Consider the following 16,651-nt stretch of genomic DNA (forward strand, 5'->3'; position numbering starts at 1 on the left):
GCGCTTTCGATTCCGGCGCATAGGCTTTTCTCTTCGATCGCTAGACCATGAACATCATCTGGGCGCGCTCCATCGTGTCGGTCGTGCTGCTGGCTGTTCTGTGCGTGGTGGTCGGCGCACTCGTGAACGTCAAGGCTGCGCTCGTCCTTGCGATTGTCATGCTGCTCGCGCAGAGCCTTTTCAGCACTTTTCATAAACAGCGTCTGTGGCGTTTGCTCGACGCGCCGGTTTATGGCGAAGTGCCGAGCGCCCCCGGCATCTGGGGCGAAATCTACTACCGTCTGCACAAACTCGCGAAGCGTTGGCACGCTCAGGTGCGTCAGGTCGAGCAGCAGCATTCGCGTTTCATCCAGGCGATTCAAGCCTCGCCGAACGGTGTGGCGATGCTCGACGACCACGATCAGATCGAGTGGTGCAACGCGATCTCCGAACTCCATTTCGGTCTGGACGCGAAGCGCGATCTGCGTCAGCACATCACGCATCTGGTGCGTCAGCCTGATTTCGTCCGTTACCTGAATTCGCACCGGTACGAAGAGATGCTGATCATGCGCGGCATGGGCGAGAAACGGCAGAACGTGCTCTCGGTACAGGTGTTTCCGTACGGCGAAAATCGCAAGCTGGTGCTCTCGCAAGACATCACCGAACTCGAGCGGACCGACGCGATGCGGCGCGACTTCGTCGCCAATGTTTCGCATGAGTTGAAGACGCCGCTCACGGTGCTTTCCGGTTTTCTGGAGACCATGCGCGAGTTGCCGCTGAGCGAAGCCGAGCGTTCACGCTATCTCGAGCTGATGGAGCAGCAGGCTTCGCGCATGCGCCATATCGTCAGCGACCTGCTGGTGCTTGCCAAACTCGAGGGCGACAACAAGCCGCCGAGCGATCAGATGATCGATATGCGCGCGGTGTTGCGGCATCTGCGCGACGACGCCGGGAGCTTGTCCAGCGACCATCACAAGATCATTTTCGATGCCGACGAAGGGCTCACCGTCACCGGCGTCGAGACGGAAATTCTCAGCGCGTTCGGCAATCTCGTCACGAACGCGATTCGCTACACGCCGGACGGCGGTGCGATCAAGGTGGTTTGGCACGCGCAAGGCGGCAATGCGGTGTTTTCCGTGACGGACAGTGGACTGGGCATTCCTGCTGCGGACATTCCGCGGCTCACCGAGCGCTTCTATCGCGTCGATCGCAGCCGTTCACGCGATACCGGCGGCACGGGCCTCGGCCTCGCGATCGTCAAGCATGTGCTGCAGCGTCACGATGCGCAGCTCGATGTGAAGAGCGAAGAGGGGCGTGGCAGCACATTCACCGTGCGCTTTCCGGTGTATCGCACGGCGCGTCGGCAACCGGCGCCGGTTTGAACGTAAGCGCATCGACCAAGAAATAAAGCCCGCACGTAGCGGGCTTTTTTACGCGTATCGCGGGCTCGCCGAAGCGAGCGCAATCACTAACGTCACGAACAGAATTTCCCCAGCAGGCTCATCTGCGCGTTGCGCGAGGACTTGCCCGGCCGACGGCGTCGATAATGGCCGTCGCTTTGCATCAGCCATGCGGACTGATTGTCGCCGAGAAATGCCGACAGACCTTCGGCGATCACGCGCCGCTTCAAACGGCGGTTGTTGACCGGGAACGCCACTTCGACGCGCCGGAAGAAATTGCGGTCCATCCAGTCGGCACTCGACAGATAGACCTGCTCCTTGCCGCCGTCATAGAAGTAGAAGATGCGATGGTGTTCGAGAAAGCGCCCGACGATGGAGCGCACGGTGATGTTCTCCGAAAGCCCCGCGACACCCGGCTGCAGCGAACACACGCCGCGCACGATCAGATCGATTTTCACGCCGGCCTTCGCGGCTTCATACAACTCGGCGATCACCGTGGGTTCGAGCAGCGCGTTCATTTTCGCGACGATGCGCGCTTTCTTGCCGGCGCGCGCATGTTCGGCTTCGGCGCGAATCGCATCGACGAGTTTCGGATGCAGCGTGAACGGCGATTGCCACAACTCGTGCAGTTTCAGTTCTCCGCCGATGCCGGTCAACTGCTGGAACACATGATGTACGTCTTCGCAGATTTTCTGATCCGCCGTCATCAGGCCGAAGTCGGTGTAAAGACGCGCCGTGCGCGGATGGTAGTTGCCGGTGCCTAGGTGCACATAGCGCTTGAGCGTGGTCTTGCCGCCGACCGACACGCGCCGCACGATCAGCATCATCTTCGCGTGGCACTTATGGCCCACCACGCCGTACACCACGTGCGCGCCCACCGCTTCGAGCTGCGAGGCCCAGTTGATGTTGGTTTCTTCATCGAAGCGGGCGAGCAGTTCGACCACCACCGTGACTTCCTTGCCGTTGCGCGCGGCCTGCATCAACGCGTCCATCAGTGGCGAATCGGTGCCGGTGCGATAGATGGTCTGCTTGATGGCCACGACGTTGGGATCTTTGGCCGCCTGCAACAGCAGTTCGAGCACCGGCTGAAAGCTCTCGTACGGATGATGCAGCAGCACGTCGCCCTGGTCGATCACGTCGAACATGTTGGCGCTGTTGGCGATCTGCTGCGGAATCGCGGGAATGTGCGGCACGAACTTCAGATCGGGGCGGTCCACCATCTCCGGCAATTGCATCAGCCGCACCAGATTCACGGGGCCGTCTACGTAATAGCAATCTTTGTTGGAGAGACCGCTTTCGTCGAGCAGGCGCCGCACGACATGGGTGGGCGTTTCCGCCGACACTTCGAGCCGCACCGCGTTGCCCAGATGCCGCGCCGGCAATTCGCCCTGCAACGCGACACGCAGGTTGGTGATTTCATCTTCGTCGACGAACAGTTCGCTATTGCGCGTGATGCGGAACTGATTGCAACTGCGTACCACGAGGTTCGGAAACAGCTCGCCGACAAAGCGTTGCAATAGCGAGCTCAGCAGCACGAAGCCATGCGGATAGCCCGACAGGTCTTGCGGCATGCGCACGAGCCGCGGCAGCGCGCGCGGCGCCTGCACGATGCCCATCATCGCCTGGCGGCCGAACGCGTCCTTGCCTTCCAGTTCGACGACGAAGTTCAGGCTCTTGTTGAGCACGCGTGGAAACGGATGGGCCGGATCGAGGCCGATCGGCGTGAGCACCGGCAGGAGTTCGTCGAAGAAGTAGTTGCGCGCCCATTCGGTCTGCGCTTCGTTCCATGCTTCGGTGCCGTGAAAATAGATGCCTTCTGCTTCGAGCGCGGTGAGCACCGTGTCGTGCAGCATGGTGTATTGGCGGTGCACGAGCTTCTGTGCGCGCTCGACCACGAGGTCGTACACGTGCTGCAGCGACATGCCGTCCGGCGACAGCGCGCCGGGGTTGTCGCGCATCTGTTCCTGCAGTCCAGCCATGCGGACCTCGAAGAATTCATCGAGATTGCTACTGGTGATGCAGATGAAACGCAGGCGTTCGAGCAAAGGGACGGCTGGGTCGGCAGCTTGCGCCAACACACGCTCGTTGAAACCCAGGATGCCCAGCTCGCGATTCAATAAGGGGTAGCGGATGGACATCGGCAGCGAGAATGGAATGTCAGGAAGAGAGGCAAAAAGACGCTCGGAAATTCTCACAGTATGATGACGTTGTTGTGACACATTTGATTTTATTCTACGCCGTAATCGCCACGTGTCGTCAATATGACGCAGTCTGTATGGGACCATGGGGCACGCCCATTACTGCGAGGTGACATCGTGAGGCCCGGTACGCTTAGAATGGCGTCTTTGAACAGCGCGGCCGGCCATAAGGCGCCCAAGGCGCCAGGTGGATACGCGGCGCCCTTCGCATCCAACGCTGCCGCGCTCGCGCGCATGGAGCACGCTTACCCGATGGTCAATACTCCGCAACTCCTCGCTGCCGTCGATCTCGGCTCGAACAGCTTCCGGCTGATCGTGGGCCGCGTTGAGGAAACCGACGCGGGCAGCCAGATTTATCAGGTCGACGCGTTGCGCGAGCCGGTGCGTCTTGCCGCCGGTCTGTCGCGCGACAAGATGCTCGACCGCGCTTCGCAGGTGCGCGGCTGGGACGCGCTCAAGCGTTTCGGCGAGCGGCTTCGCGACTTCCATCCTGATCACGTTCGCGCGGTCGCCACCAATACGCTGCGCATCGCGAAGAATGCCGGCGAATTTCTCGGCGAGGCACAAGCCGCGCTCGGTTTCCCGATTGAAGTGATCGCCGGGCGTGAAGAAGCGCGCCTGATCTACGCGGGGGCAGCACACTCCGTGCCCGCCAGCCCGGGCAAACGGCTCGTGGTCGACATCGGCGGCGGCTCGACGGAATTCATCATCGGTTCGCATTACACGCCAATCAAGATGGAGAGCCTGTATATCGGCTGCGTGAGCCATAGCCGGGCGTTTTTCCCAGCCGGCAACGTCGACGACTACACCATGCGCCAGGCTGAACTCGCCGCGCGCCGCGAAATCCAGATCATTTCCGCCGAGTACAAGAAAACCGGCTGGGAGCAGGCGATCGGCTCATCGGGCACCGCGCGTGCGCTGGCCGAACTGGTCGAGGCGAACGGCTTCAACGACGCGGGCGTCACGCACGGCATCTCGCGCGGTGGGCTCGAACGGCTCAAGCGCGTGCTGATCAAGGCGGAGAACGTCAATCGGCTGAAGCTCGTCGCGTTGAAGAGCGATCGCATTCCAGTGCTGGCCGGCGGTCTGTCGATCATGATCGCGGTGTTCGACGAACTGGGCGTCGATTACGTCGATACCACGGACGGCGCGCTGCGCCTCGGCGTGCTGTATGACCTGCTGGGCCGTTCGCAGCACGAGGACATGCGCACGGTGACGGCGGAAGGCTTCATGCGCCGCTATGGCGTGGATCGCGCGCAGGCGGGGCGCATCGGCGAACTCGCGGTGCGCTTCTACGACCAGTTCGCAGAACCCGACGAAGAACGCCGCGTGGAAAACCGCATGTTCCTCGGCTGGGCGGCGGCGCTGCATGAAATCGGTCTGTCGATCTCGCACAGCGCTTATCACAAGCATTCGGCCTACATCGCGAGCAACGCGGACATGCCGGGCTTTTCGCGCACCGACCAGGCACGGCTCGCCGCGCTCGTGCTCGGTCACGCGGGCAAACTCGGCAAGCTGTCGCAAACGCGCGAAGTGGAGTGGCCGCTGTTGTTCTGTCTGCGACTCGCCGCGCTGTTGTGCCGTCGGCGTGCGGACGTCGGCTTGCCGGGCATTGCGGTGACGCAGGTCAATGGCGGTTACGAGGTGCGCTTGCCGAACGAGTGGGTGGCCAACAATCCGCTGACCGACTACAGCCTGATTCAGGAGGCCGCGGAGTGGGAGAAGGTCGGCATCCCGTATCGTGTGGTCTATACGGACGATTGAAGCGTGCGCTTGGCGCAGGAATGAGAAAGCCCGGCATGTTGCCGGGCTTTTTTGTGACCGTTTGTTTTTGCTTCGCCGACGCGCATCACAGCGCGTCACGCGAGCGAAGCCGTTCAGCGCGGCAACGCATCGCCGAGGAAGTGGCGAGCGTAGCGAGCATTGATATCGGACAAGCGGAACAGCGTCAGAAAGTCCGCGGTATTGAAGTCGGGATCCCACGCCGGCGCGCCGCAAATTTTCGCGCCGAGACGCAGATAACCTTTCACCAGCGGCGGCGGTGCCACCTCGGCGCCCGTTTGCAATTCATCGACCGGCAGCGGCGTGTGCGCAAACGCGCGATATTCCGGCGCGGTCAGCGCGTTGTCGCGCAGCGAGCAATACAGATTCGCCGCGTAGTGGCCGCCGTCGACCATCGCGACGCTCGCGCAGCCGAGCATCGTCTCGTAGCCGTTGTGCTTCATGTAGGCGGCCAGGCCCGCCCACAGCGACATGATCACCGAGCCGCTGCGATAGTCGGGATGCACGCACGAGCGGCCCACTTCGACCATCTTGGCGCGCAGGTGCGTCAGACGCGACACGTCGAATTCGCTTTCCGCATACAGGCGGCCGATACGCGCGGCCTGATGCGGCGGCAACGCGCGATACGTGCCGACCACTTTCAACGTGTCGAGATCGCGCACCAGCAGGTGATCGCAGTAGGCATCGAACGAATCGACGTCGAGACCCGCGGGGCCCGTCAGACGCGCGCCCATTTCGTCGGCGAACACGCGGTAGCGCAGACGCTGGGCTTCGCGCAGTTCCTCGTCGGTGCGCGCCCACGTGACCTGCAGGCGATGCTGGGCGGTGACCGTTTCCTCGGCGCGCGGCAGACGGCGCGACTCGAAGATCGAAGCGAGGGGCAGGGTAGGCGTCGGCAGTTCTCGCATGGGGGGTCCTGGTCGAAAAAAGGGAGATTTCTTTTTTCGCCAATGTAGTAATGGCTGGTGACGCTCGCATGGCAAAGCCATGACGATTGGATGACTGCCCGTAAGCTGCGTGCGCGCGGCTTGTAATGTCGCGAGTAAGGCGGGCGACTGTTGTTTCCGCGCGAAAGATGGGGAAATTGAGGCCTGTGCGGGAGCGATGCGAAAGCCGGGACGGTGCGATCCCGGCGCTGTGGGTGAAGCGTGTGATGGATGCGAGCGGTCGGCGGCGTTTGGGCGCCGCGTGAGTTTTATTGGGAGCAGGCTCGGTTCAAGCGAGTCCGAGTCCGAATCCGGATCAGACCAGATCAGGACTCATGGCGGCGCGCAGCACCGCCTGGTCGTCGCCGTCGCGCTCACGGCTTGCGATCCACCATACGCCGGCTTTCTTCAGCGGCCAGCTTGCGTCGCTACTGCCGAGCAGACGCGCGGCGACGTGGCCGAGCGTCGGTTGATGGCCGACTATCACCACTGTCTGCGCGATGCCTTTGGGCCAGCCGGCCGCGTTGAGCACGTCGTCCGCGCTCGCGTTGGGCGCGAGTTCGCGCACCACGCGATATTGATCGCTCAAGGTCTCGGCGGTCTGGATGGTGCGCACGGCAGGGCTGGCGAGCACCACGGCGTCGTCGGGCAGCCGGGTGCGCAGCCATTTGGCGACGTTTTGCGCCTGCTTGCGGCCTCGGGTGGTGAGCGCTCGCGCGAGGTCGGTGGTGGCGATCTCTTCGGCTTCGGCGTGACGCCAGAGAATCAGATCCATGGGTGTCTCCTTGACTCTGGTTGCGGCGCTTGAGTCTGATCAGGCATGCGTCGGGTTTCAATCACTGTCGCATGCGGGGCCGTGAGGCCGCAAGGCGATGATTCGTGCGGACCCGCTCGGGGGGCCATACAAGCGCGCCGCTGTATCGCTCCGCGATAGCGCAAGCGCGGCCCCAAAAGCAAAAACCCGCGAAGCCGGAGGCTACGCGGGTTTCGTGCTGCTTTTCGTGGTCGGAGCGATAGGATTCGAACCTACGACCCTCTGATCCCAAATCAGATGCGCTACCAGGCTGCGCTACGCTCCGACGAATCCGAGATTCTACGTGGCATTGGGTGCCAGAGTCAATCACGAATTGCGTCGGTGCGAAACGGAGGCTCAAATGCGCGGTTCGGCCGCGTTTATATGCGTCCCATCAGCAGCAAGACGATCACGATGATCAGCACGACGCCCACAAGGCCGGTCGGGCGATAACCCCAGCCGCTGCTGTACGGCCAACTCGGCAACGCGCCGATCAGCAGAAGAATGAGCACGATAAGCAGGATGGTTCCGATGGTCATTCGAGTTCTCCCTGTCTGGCCTGAGCCAATTGGTCTGGTGGGTTCGGCGCATTGACGCCGGGACGCTCGACGCGCAAGCTGCGCGCTCCTTGCAGGCTTACACGGAGCAAGGCATGTGCCTGAACGGAAAGTGAAGGAGCGCAGGGAGGGCTGGCGGCTGAGCGCGTCAGCCGTGGCGAGGCAATGCGTCGAAGGGGAAATGGCAGTCAGGAAAGACTTGCGCGGCGACGCTGGGTGCGAAGACGGCCGTCACCACGCAAGTAGTCAATGGGCGAGCGCGGCGTTTGTCTGCTGTGCGCGGGCAAGATCGAAAATCCACGCGCCGCAAGTCAGGTCGCTGTCTGCGTCATCGCCGGGCGGCACCGTTCAATGATTCAAAATGCGCGAGGCTCGCCCGGCAGCCCGACATCCGTTCAGTGCCGGCGACGCATCCAGTGCGGCATGTGCTGATGGGTCAGCCAGTGGTGCACCATGCCTTCGCCGTCGTGTTCGCGCCGATAGGTCCTCGATTCATAAACCGACAACACGAGGAGCACGAGCAGACCTATTGCGAGTCCGATCAGACCCGCGATCGTTTCAGCGTCCATGGCAGTCTCCTATGACATGCGGCTGTGACTTCATAGTAGGTCACGCGCAACGAAATGGGAGGGGCATGCCGCTTGTCGTGGCGCCGTGGAATGCGCTTTACGGGTAGACTCTCGGCGCTCGCGCTTGCCGGCCACCGCCGGACAATCGCTCTTTCATTCTGCCTCGGGAGACTCCTGTTTATGATCCGCATTCCGATGCTTGCGTTGCTGCTGATTGCCGGCGTTGCCGGTTGTGCGACTGGTCCATCAGGCCATCACGGCAGCCCGCCGCAAGATCCCGCCGACTATCACGGCGTGCCCACCGACAGCCGTCCACCGGCGATGGTGCCCGCGCCGGTCACGCCTTGAGCGTCGGCTGACAATCGATTCGGCAACGGGGACGAATAGCGGAAGCGAAGCGCCGGCGCGGGCACACCGGCGCTTCTGACCCGCGCAGACTTTTAGTGCGGAGAGTGCGGGCTGAACTCATTCTAGGGCTCACGTTGCACGCAACTTGTGTGCGCTTGTTTCAAAGCGTAACCGGGTGCCGCGATGCGAAATGGGCGCGCGGTGGTTCGTGCTCACATTGCCGGGGACGGGCGGCGAACTGGTTACATCGGCGCGAAGAGAGGGTGGGTGCGAGAGGTGCGCGCAGCGAGACACGTAGCGCACGCCCATGGCGAAATGAACGGCCGCCTAGCCTGCCGCGCCCGCCATGCCGCGCACGACGCCCGGCACATAGCGCGCCAGCGTGAGACCACGCAAAGCCATGAAGAGCAGCATCGCGGCCCACAAGCCGTGATTGCCATACAGCGCCAGCAAGGACCACGACGCGGCCACGAACAGCGCGAACGACACCACCATCGACATCATGAGTTCCCGCGTGCGGGTGGCGCCGATGAAGACGCCATCAAGCAGAAAGCCCCACACGGAAACCACCGGCGAGAGTGCGGCCCACGGCAGATACAGTTCAGCGGTGGCGCGCACGGCGGCCTGATTGGTCAGGCGTTCGACGATCCACGAACCCGCACCCCAATACACCAGCGAGAAGCCCAGCGCGCCGAGCGTGGACCACAACGCCGTCACTTTGATCGCCTGCGTGAACGCGTGCCGGTCGCGCGCGCCGATCGCCGCGCCGACCAGCGCTTCGGCGGCGTGCGCGAAGCCGTCGAGTCCGTAGGCCATGAAGGTCTGAAAATTGAGCAGCAGCGCGTTGGCGGCGAGCGTGGCGTCGCCTTGTTTCGCGCCCAGATGCGCAAACCAGCCGAACGACGAGAGCAGGCACAAGGTGCGCACGAAGATGTCTCGATTGAGCACGACGAGCCGCTTCAGCGCCGCCGCGTCGAACAAAGCCGTGCGGTTCAGCGCGGGCAGGCCGCGCGGTCTTCCCTGCCATAGCAAGAAGGCGCCGAGCACGAAGCCGAGCGCATCGGCAGTGGCCGTCGCCGCGCCGATACCGGCCACGCCCCAATCGAATCCGTACACATACAGCAGCACGGCCACGATGTTCACGCTGTTGATGAAGACCTGCGAGAGCAGCGCCAGCCGCACCTGCTGCGTGCCGAGCAGCCAGCCGAGCACGACGTAATTGCCCAAGGCGAGTGGGGCGGCCCAGATGCGTGCGTGACAGTAGAGCAGCGCGTTGCGTTGCACCGCGTCGCTGCCGCCGATCACGCGCAGTGCGTAGTCGATCAGCGGCATTTGCAGGGCCAGCACCACGGCGCCGATCGCGGCCGCCAGCAACAACGCGCGTACGACGTTGTTGCGCAGTTCGGCATGGTCGTTCGCGCCGTGCGATTGCGCGACCAGACCCGTGGTGCCCATGCGCAGGAAGCCGAAGCCCCAGAACACGAAGTTGAAGAAGAGGCCGCCGAGCGTCACGCCCCCAAGATACGACGCGCCGTTCAGATGGCCGGCGACGGCGGTGTCGACCGCGCCGAGAATCGGCTGCGTCAGATTGGCGAGGACGATGGGGAATGCCAACGCCAGCACCCGGCGGTGCCAGCGCACGGGGACGGCGGGCGCCGCTGCCGACGTGTGCGCGTCGTGCGCGGCGTCGCTCAATTGCGTTCCTGCACGCACACCCAGGGCGAGACGACGACCGCCCACAGATCCGGGTCACGCGCGGCGAAGTCGGCGGCGGTTTCCGCCTGCACGCGCTCGACGAGCCCCGAGGACAGCCATTGCGTGACCTGCGTGGTGTCGTCGCTGGCAATGGCTTCGGCAACGCTCACCAGATCGAGGTCGCGCGCGACGCGCAGCAGCATGCCGCGTGCAAAGAAGCGTTCGAGTTCGGGCCAGCCGATTTTGGCGGTTTCGGCGAGCAGCTTGGCGTACAGCGGGCTATGGGTGGCGTCGTTGGAAGTCATCGTAAGCGGGTTCTGACGGGGCCGTTACTATAAACCATCGGCGCGGGCCGCCTGCGCGGCGCGCCTTCCGGTAGGCTATGGGTCCTTCGAAATTCATTCTGAACCTTCATGTCACTGGATTCAACGGCGCCGGCTTCGAGCGCGCAAGCTCACCGCGTGAGCGACACCACGCTCACGCGTGCCCAGATGGAGCGACTGATCGCGGCGAGCCTCGCCGGCAACAAGGCGCCGCTTCATTTCACCGACTGCGATTTCGAAGGCGCGGACCTGTCGCGACTCGATCTGCGCGGCGCCGAGTTTCATCGCTGCTCGATCGTCGAGACTTCGTTTTTTGGCGCGACGCTCTCGCATACCCGTTGGGTCCGCTGCCGCGGGCGCGAGGCGGATTTCGCGTCAGCCGATCTGGTCGACGCGGCGTTTCAGTCGAGCGATCTGAACAACACCAGCTGGTGGCGCGCCAAGCTCGCCTCGGCGTCGTTTCACGGCTGCAAGCTGACCGGCGCCAATTTCGAAGCGTGCACGGCGCTGGGTTTGAGCTTCGTCGAAACGTTGCTGGTCGGCGCGCACTTGCGCGGCCTGTCGTTTCGCAAAGCCATGCTGCACCAGCTGGATTTCTCCGATGCCGATCTCGCGGGGGTCGATTTCCGTGAAGCGATCTTCGCTGGCGGCAGCCTGAAGGACGCGCATCTGAAAGGCGCGCGCTTCGACGGCGCGGACCTGCGCGAAGCCGACCTGAGCGGCGTGCGGCTCGTGGACGCGGCGCTCTTCAAGGGCGCGACGATCTCGCATGCCCAGGCGGCCGTGCTCGTCACCGAACTGGGTTTGCGGGTCATGTGAACGTCGTTTTCTGACTGGGCGATTTTAGCCGTTCGGCCAGCTTGAACGACTGGATGCCGATGTTTATGATTCGATTTGTAGAATCAATAAGCCGGCCGATTATCAGCGGCGCAATTCGTCGGTGGATTTGAATCTTTTTAATATTTCGCTATTCGCGAATTTCTTGTGAAGAAATCGACTACATTAATAGTGGCGGTCAATAGCGGTTAATAATGCGAAAGAGTGCGGTGGCGCACTAAAGCTACGCAGTACGTAAAGCGTCCGAATCATGCTGGATGGGTTAGCCAAAATCGGCCAATGGCCTTTCCTCAGGCTTTTCCGCCCGATTTCAGCCGGCTGCCTGCATTGCGCGGTCCGGCGGGGAATGCATAAGTTTCGAATCGCGGCATTGCCGGCGTTTCACGTCGAAACGGCGGGCGCATTCAGCCTGTTTATTTCCGACTTTCTGGTTCACGTAACGCGGAATCCGTGCGCCGCATCACATTACCTGCGAAATTAATATATTGCGCTTGTAAAAGCGGGTTGTTAGATTTCGTTCTGGCGCATGGTGAACCGGTCCTTTGCCGATATGCGCCGAACCCCCGTTAGCCCGGCCTCGAGCCGGGCTTTTTTTCGCCGCGCTCACGCCCGGGACATTGCGGATTCACACATGCGGGGGATCATGAGAGCATGACCACCTTGATCATATTCCTCGGCATCTGGCCGGTCGCGCTCGGCGTGCTGATCGCCTTCGCCGCGCGCATCGATCCGCGCTCAGGACGCTGGCGCCGCCGCTAGCCCGAGCGACGGCGCGCGTGGCGTCGTCGTTATTGCTTGCAGCGGACCACCATCGACCGGTTCTTCACGTTCGCACCGAAAATACCGCCCACCGTTCCGCCCGAGGTCGCGCCGTTGTCAACGTCTTTCGACACCACGTCGTAGCCGTAGTTGCCGCAGACTTCACCCGCGCGTTTGTAGCACTCGGCCCAGCTCGAGCTTGCGTCGCTGCCGCTGCAGTTGATCGCAAAGCCGGTATCGCCGTTCGGTAGGTAGGTCATGGTGGTGGTGCTGGAGCAGCCGCCGAGGCTGCCGAGCGTCAACAGGCCAAGACCGATCGCGGCGGCCGTCGCGACGGACGCAAATGCGCTCTTCATACAGATTCCTTACAGATAGACGGAAGAAGACGTGACGCGAAGCCACGTCGTGTCCTGATTGAGCGTTTTATAACATGCCGGGTTCCCTGGGCCGCAGCAGCAAGGCGCGTGCCCGACACGGGACGGCGCGAGCGGCAGCGAAGCAGGCGGGACGGCACGAGGCGGATCGGAGGCGCCTGCCGGGTACCGCCGATGCATGCCCTTGGCCACCCCTAGCGGGGCGGCAGCGCCCGCGACGGATCGATGGAACGGCCCTGATAGCGCAGTTCGAAGTGCAGCATGACGCGGTCGGTATCCGTGTCGCCCATCTCGGCAATTTTCTCGCCGCGCGTGACCGATTGGCCTTCCTTCACCAGCAGCGCGCGGTTGTGCGCGTAGGCGGTCAGATATTCGGCGTTGTGCTTGAGAATCAACAGATTGCCGTAGCCGCGCAAGCCGTTGCCGGCGTACACCACCGTGCCGGGCGCCGCGGCGATGACGGGCGTTCCCGCTGCCGCCGAAATATCGATGCCCTTCGAATTGCCGCCGTCGAAACGCCGGATGACCGTGCCGTCGGCTGGCCATACCAGCGAGATCGTCGAAGCGGGCGCCGCGGCCGGCGCGCTTTCGGCGGGCGCCGGGCGCGGCGTGGCCGAAGCGCTGCCGGCTCCGCTGCTGCGCACCGCGCCACTGGCCGATGGCGCGCCGCCCGGCGGCGCGACGCGCAGCACCTGGCCGACCTCGATGCTGTCCGGATTGGTCAGATTGTTCCAGCGCACGATGCTTTGCATCGACTGCCGGTTACTGCGCGCGATCTTCGACAGCGTATCGCCCCGTTCCACCCGATAAAAGCCCGGCCCCACCGGCGCCGACCCGCACGCGGCGAGCAGTGCCACCACCGACGCGCAGGCAAGCCGCTTCATCATTCTTGTTGTGCTAAGCATTGGACCTCGCAAAGCGCTGCCGCGCGCCGATCCCGATCACGCGGCAGGTAGATACAAAGCGCTCGATTCTAACGGTTTTGCGCTGCAACACGCGAAAAGCGGACAACGCGGCGGCCCCTCGCGGGGCGGCATGCGGCGAAATGCAGCGAATTGGCCGCAAATTCCGCCTCAAAACCGACCGCGCGACCCGGTCTGAATCCCTGCAATCAACCCAGCCTGGCGACGCTGATACGCAGCGCGGCGACCTCGGTCTGCCCCGGTTCGAGCCAGCGCAGGCCCCTGCGGTTGTGAATCGCGTCCGGCAGCCCGAGCCACGGTTCGACACAGTAGAAGTCCGACTCCGCGGCTTCGGTCCAGGTCGTCACTGCGTACCAGGGCACCGAGCCCGGCCGTTGCAGGTCGATGGTGACGAGCCGGTCGAGACCCGGCGCGACGAGCCGCACCGGTTGCTCCGGCGTGCCGACGAGGCAATGGAAGCGATCGTGGATGCGCGCCTCGTCGAGCGTGTAGCGCGCTTCGCCCGGCTCGGCGGCGCTGATCGAACCGTCCTGCTGCTGATAGCACCGCTCGGTGCGCGGCAATTCCAGCGAGGTCTCGCCGCGCTGTGTGTGCGGCAACGTGAAATAGAAGTGATGGCCGGCGTAGTAGGGCAGGCGCGCATCGCCGGTGTTGGTGGTGGTGAACGTGACGTCGAGCGTGTGCGCATCCACGAGGGTGTACGCGGCCTCGAAACGGAAGCCGAATGGATAGCCGCCGCGGGTCGCCTCGCTGTCGGTCAGGATCATGCGCAGGCCGGCGCCATGCACGTCGGCGTGGGCTTCGAACGGCAGGTCGCGGGCGAAGCCGTGCATGGGCAGCTCGCGCACCGTGCCCTGAGCGTCACGCCAGTAACCGATCTTGCCGTCGACGCGATGCCGGCCGAGAAACGGGAACAGCAGCGGATTGCCACCGCGAATGCGCGCCGGCTGGCTCCAGTCGGCCTGCTCCGGCCAATGGATGACTTCTTCGCCGTCGATCGTCCACGACATCAGACGGCCGCCGGCTTGCGGCGCGAAGCGGAGCACGGAGGCATCCTGGGCGATCTCGAGAATGTCCTGTTGCGGGGAGAGGGGCATGGTCGATGGACTGATGAGTAAGAGGTTGAAGGCAGATGCAGGTGGCCCGGAGACGGGGCCATCCTGGCCTGCGAGCGTCGGAATTTCCTGCGCGGCGCTGCGCGAGAGAATGATTTTGCGCTGCTTTCCGCTACGGGGAAACCCTTCTGGGGAAATTGCGGGTGTCGCCGCAAGGTCGTCCTTGCTGATAATTCGTCAGACTGCTCGGCAACTTCGACGACCGGGCGAGACCGCCTCAGGAGGCTCCATGGATCTCGCAATGGCAATGGGTGTGGCTTTGTTCGGCATGTTCGCGGCAAGCACGGTCTACTTCTTTTACAAGCTCGAACGCTGATCCGGGACATCGCGTACCGCCTTGCCTGCTCGGCAAAGAGCGTCCCTCCGGGTTGACGATTCTTCCGCCGGGACACTGCACGTAGTTCTTCACATCACGTCATTCTGCTTATCACACAGGGCGGCCATGCACGGCGGCCCTTTCTTTTTCTGTAGCGTAACAACGGTTTCGAGTTGTGACGCGACGCACAATATTTCCCCGAATGCGGTTCAAACGCTTGGCGCTGACATTGCAGCCAGGCATAATCGGTGCGCCTTTGAAGCGCCCGCGGATTCCTTATCCGGTGGGCTTGTCCCCGACATTTTCCTTACAAGGACGCCCGCGTGAACCTGTCGTTTCTCATTTTCCTGAGCGTGCTGCAAGGCGTCACCGAACTGTTTCCGGTGAGCAGCCTCGGCCATACGTTGCTCGTTCCCGCACTGTTCGGTATGCATATCGACAAACACGCGCCGCAATTGCTGCCGTTCCTCGTCGCGTTGCATCTGGGCACGGCGCTCGCGCTGCTGTGGTACTTCCGCAAGCGCTGGTGCGCGCTGGTGCGTGGCTTCTTCGCGTCGTTTGGCGGCCGTCGCAACGAGGACGCGCACATGATGTGGGCGCTCATCATCGGCACGATTCCGGCAGGTCTGGTCGGTCTGGTGCTGGAAAAACGGCTGGAACGGCTTTTTCACGATCTGCGGATCGTCGCGATCGCGCTGATCGTCAACGGTGTGCTGCTGTGGTTCGGCGATCGCCTGCAGCGTTCGCGCGCGCATCAGGCGCCGGAAAAGCTGAGTTTCGGGCAGGCGTTTTTCGTCGGTCTGGCGCAGATCGGCGCGTTGATTCCAGGCTTCTCGCGTAGCGGTCTGACCATGATCGCCGGCAATGCGGCCGGCCTGACGGCGGAGAAGTCGGCGGAGTTCTCATTCCTGCTCGGCACGCCGATCATTTTCGCGGCCGGCGTGCTCGAGCTGCCGAAGCTGTTCCATGCGCCGGGCCAACTCGCCGACGCGTTGCTCGGCGGCGTGCTGACGGCGATCGCCGCGTATCTCAGCGTGCGTTTCCTGATGCGCTATTTCGAAGGCCGCGGACGTCTGGCGTCGTTCGGCGTGTATTGCGTGATCGCCGGCATCGTGTTCCTCGGCTGGTTCATGCTGCATCCGCAACCGGTCTGATCACGTTCGCCGTGTCCGGTAGCGCGTGCTGGTGGATACGGAACGATCGGTTATAATCCGGGCCCGGCTCAACCTGCCGGGCCCGTTTGTTTGCTGACTGGCAACGGCCGGTCCGGCCCGTGGCAGTCTCTTCTGTGCAAGCGTGGATTTCCCGTCCGCGGCACGGTCAGTTAGAATTTCGGTATTCCACGAACCCTGTGGCCGGCTGGTGTACAGGTTCCGATGCCCGAGGGCGGGTTCTCATTGCGGGCGATGCACGTTGTGGTGGTTGCATCGCCTCACTTCAATACGGCAGTAGCTCAGCTGGATAGAGCATCGGCCTTCTAAGCCGAGGGTGGGGGGTTCGAGTCCCTCCTGCCGTACCAATAAAATCAATGAGTTGCATTGACTTTTTTCGTTTTCATTTCGGGTTTGATTTTTCATGTAGGCAGGTGTAGGTTTTTGCCGCATACGCGACTGCCTCTGTCGCACAAGTCCCGAACCAGCGCTCGATGGACTCCACCGCTGCAATGCCGTCCGCTGCCTCATCCGGGGCAAGTTGAATTTGAGGGCTGCTACTTGAGCGGACATGTGAATGAATTCGGTTACTGCGCGTAGCAGTTT

16 protein-coding genes and 2 tRNA genes are annotated in these 16,651 nt (G+C 63.0%); 7 read left to right on the plus strand and 11 right to left on the minus strand.

Translation table 11 applies throughout. The annotated features are described in order from the left end of the window. Positions 1 to 47: 47 nt before the first annotated feature. Entirely contained in the window at positions 48 to 1,361 is a 1,314-nt protein-coding gene (gene phoR / locus RI103_RS05495) for a phosphate regulon sensor histidine kinase PhoR (RefSeq protein WP_310814368.1), read from the plus strand. A 92-nt stretch (positions 1,362 to 1,453) separates the two neighbouring features. Here phoR and ppk1 read toward each other — a convergent pair whose 3' ends face one another. Continuing rightward, complete coding sequence (ppk1, locus tag RI103_RS05500; RefSeq protein WP_310814369.1) at positions 1,454 to 3,517, minus strand: polyphosphate kinase 1; 2,064 nt, start codon at positions 3,515 to 3,517, stop codon at positions 1,454 to 1,456. A gap of 198 nt (positions 3,518 to 3,715) precedes the next feature. Between ppk1 and ppx the strand changes: the two genes are divergently transcribed. Continuing rightward, complete coding sequence (gene ppx / locus RI103_RS05505) at positions 3,716 to 5,341, plus strand: exopolyphosphatase (protein ID WP_310814370.1); 1,626 nt, start codon at positions 3,716 to 3,718, stop codon at positions 5,339 to 5,341. 113 nt (positions 5,342 to 5,454) lie between these two features. Here ppx and RI103_RS05510 read toward each other — a convergent pair whose 3' ends face one another. The 5 genes from RI103_RS05510 to RI103_RS05530 all read right to left on the minus strand — a co-directional run bounded on the left by RI103_RS05510 (position 5,455) and on the right by RI103_RS05530 (position 8,204). Continuing rightward, positions 5,455 to 6,267, minus strand: coding sequence for a GNAT family N-acyltransferase (locus RI103_RS05510; protein WP_310814371.1), 813 nt, complete (start codon positions 6,265 to 6,267; stop codon positions 5,455 to 5,457). 334 nt (positions 6,268 to 6,601) lie between these two features. After that, entirely contained in the window at positions 6,602 to 7,060 is a 459-nt protein-coding gene (sixA, locus tag RI103_RS05515; protein WP_310814372.1) for a phosphohistidine phosphatase SixA, read from the minus strand. Positions 7,061 to 7,287: 227 nt separating this feature from the next. After that, a tRNA-Pro gene (locus RI103_RS05520) sits at positions 7,288 to 7,364 on the minus strand. A 94-nt stretch (positions 7,365 to 7,458) separates the two neighbouring features. Continuing rightward, entirely contained in the window at positions 7,459 to 7,617 is a 159-nt protein-coding gene (locus tag RI103_RS05525) for a DUF3309 family protein (RefSeq protein ID WP_091792618.1), read from the minus strand. Positions 7,618 to 8,030: 413 nt separating this feature from the next. Beyond that, positions 8,031 to 8,204, minus strand: a complete 174-nt coding sequence (locus RI103_RS05530; protein WP_310814373.1) for a hypothetical protein — start codon at positions 8,202 to 8,204, stop codon at positions 8,031 to 8,033. A 180-nt stretch (positions 8,205 to 8,384) separates the two neighbouring features. Between RI103_RS05530 and RI103_RS05535 the strand changes: the two genes are divergently transcribed. Continuing rightward, positions 8,385 to 8,552: a hypothetical protein gene (locus RI103_RS05535; RefSeq protein ID WP_310814374.1), complete on the plus strand. Its 168-nt coding sequence runs from the start codon at positions 8,385 to 8,387 to the stop codon at positions 8,550 to 8,552. 327 nt (positions 8,553 to 8,879) lie between these two features. Here RI103_RS05535 and RI103_RS05540 read toward each other — a convergent pair whose 3' ends face one another. After that, complete coding sequence (locus RI103_RS05540; protein WP_310814375.1) at positions 8,880 to 10,247, minus strand: MATE family efflux transporter; 1,368 nt, start codon at positions 10,245 to 10,247, stop codon at positions 8,880 to 8,882. After that, positions 10,244 to 10,552 carry a DUF2288 domain-containing protein gene (locus tag RI103_RS05545; protein WP_310814376.1) on the minus strand — a complete coding sequence of 103 codons (309 nt, stop codon included), beginning with the start codon at positions 10,550 to 10,552 and terminating at the stop codon, positions 10,244 to 10,246. The genes RI103_RS05540 and RI103_RS05545 overlap by 4 nt, the downstream gene beginning before the upstream one ends. 108 nt (positions 10,553 to 10,660) lie before the next feature. On the opposite strand from RI103_RS05545, the gene RI103_RS05550 reads away from it, so the two are divergent. Continuing rightward, a complete protein-coding gene (locus RI103_RS05550; protein ID WP_310814377.1) occupies positions 10,661 to 11,389 on the plus strand; it encodes a pentapeptide repeat-containing protein in 729 nt (242 codons plus the stop codon). A gap of 806 nt (positions 11,390 to 12,195) precedes the next feature. Here the strand turns inward: RI103_RS05550 and RI103_RS05555 are convergent. The 3 genes from RI103_RS05555 to RI103_RS05565 all read right to left on the minus strand — a co-directional run bounded on the left by RI103_RS05555 (position 12,196) and on the right by RI103_RS05565 (position 14,560). Next, positions 12,196 to 12,522 carry a hypothetical protein gene (locus RI103_RS05555; RefSeq protein WP_310814378.1) on the minus strand — a complete coding sequence of 109 codons (327 nt, stop codon included), beginning with the start codon at positions 12,520 to 12,522 and terminating at the stop codon, positions 12,196 to 12,198. A 212-nt stretch (positions 12,523 to 12,734) separates the two neighbouring features. Then, positions 12,735 to 13,445 (minus strand): peptidoglycan DD-metalloendopeptidase family protein, encoded by a 711-nt coding sequence (locus tag RI103_RS05560; protein ID WP_310814379.1) that lies wholly within the window; start codon positions 13,443 to 13,445, stop codon positions 12,735 to 12,737. Between the two features lie 206 nt (positions 13,446 to 13,651). Next, positions 13,652 to 14,560, minus strand: coding sequence for an aldose epimerase (locus tag RI103_RS05565; RefSeq protein ID WP_310814380.1), 909 nt, complete (start codon positions 14,558 to 14,560; stop codon positions 13,652 to 13,654). On the opposite strand from RI103_RS05565, the gene RI103_RS05570 reads away from it, so the two are divergent. The 3 genes from RI103_RS05570 to RI103_RS05580 all read left to right on the plus strand — a co-directional run bounded on the left by RI103_RS05570 (position 14,559) and on the right by RI103_RS05580 (position 16,413). Beyond that, positions 14,559 to 14,894: a hypothetical protein gene (locus RI103_RS05570; RefSeq protein ID WP_310814381.1), complete on the plus strand. Its 336-nt coding sequence runs from the start codon at positions 14,559 to 14,561 to the stop codon at positions 14,892 to 14,894. The genes RI103_RS05565 and RI103_RS05570 overlap by 2 nt on opposite strands. Positions 14,895 to 15,217: 323 nt before the next feature. Further along, positions 15,218 to 16,048 (plus strand): undecaprenyl-diphosphate phosphatase, encoded by an 831-nt coding sequence (locus tag RI103_RS05575; protein WP_310814382.1) that lies wholly within the window; start codon positions 15,218 to 15,220, stop codon positions 16,046 to 16,048. A gap of 288 nt (positions 16,049 to 16,336) precedes the next feature. Further along, a tRNA-Arg gene (locus tag RI103_RS05580) sits at positions 16,337 to 16,413 on the plus strand. The last annotated feature ends 238 nt before the right edge of the window (positions 16,414 to 16,651 follow it).

It is taken from the genome of Paraburkholderia sp. FT54, assembly GCF_031585635.1.
GTDB lineage: Bacteria > Pseudomonadota > Gammaproteobacteria > Burkholderiales > Burkholderiaceae > Paraburkholderia.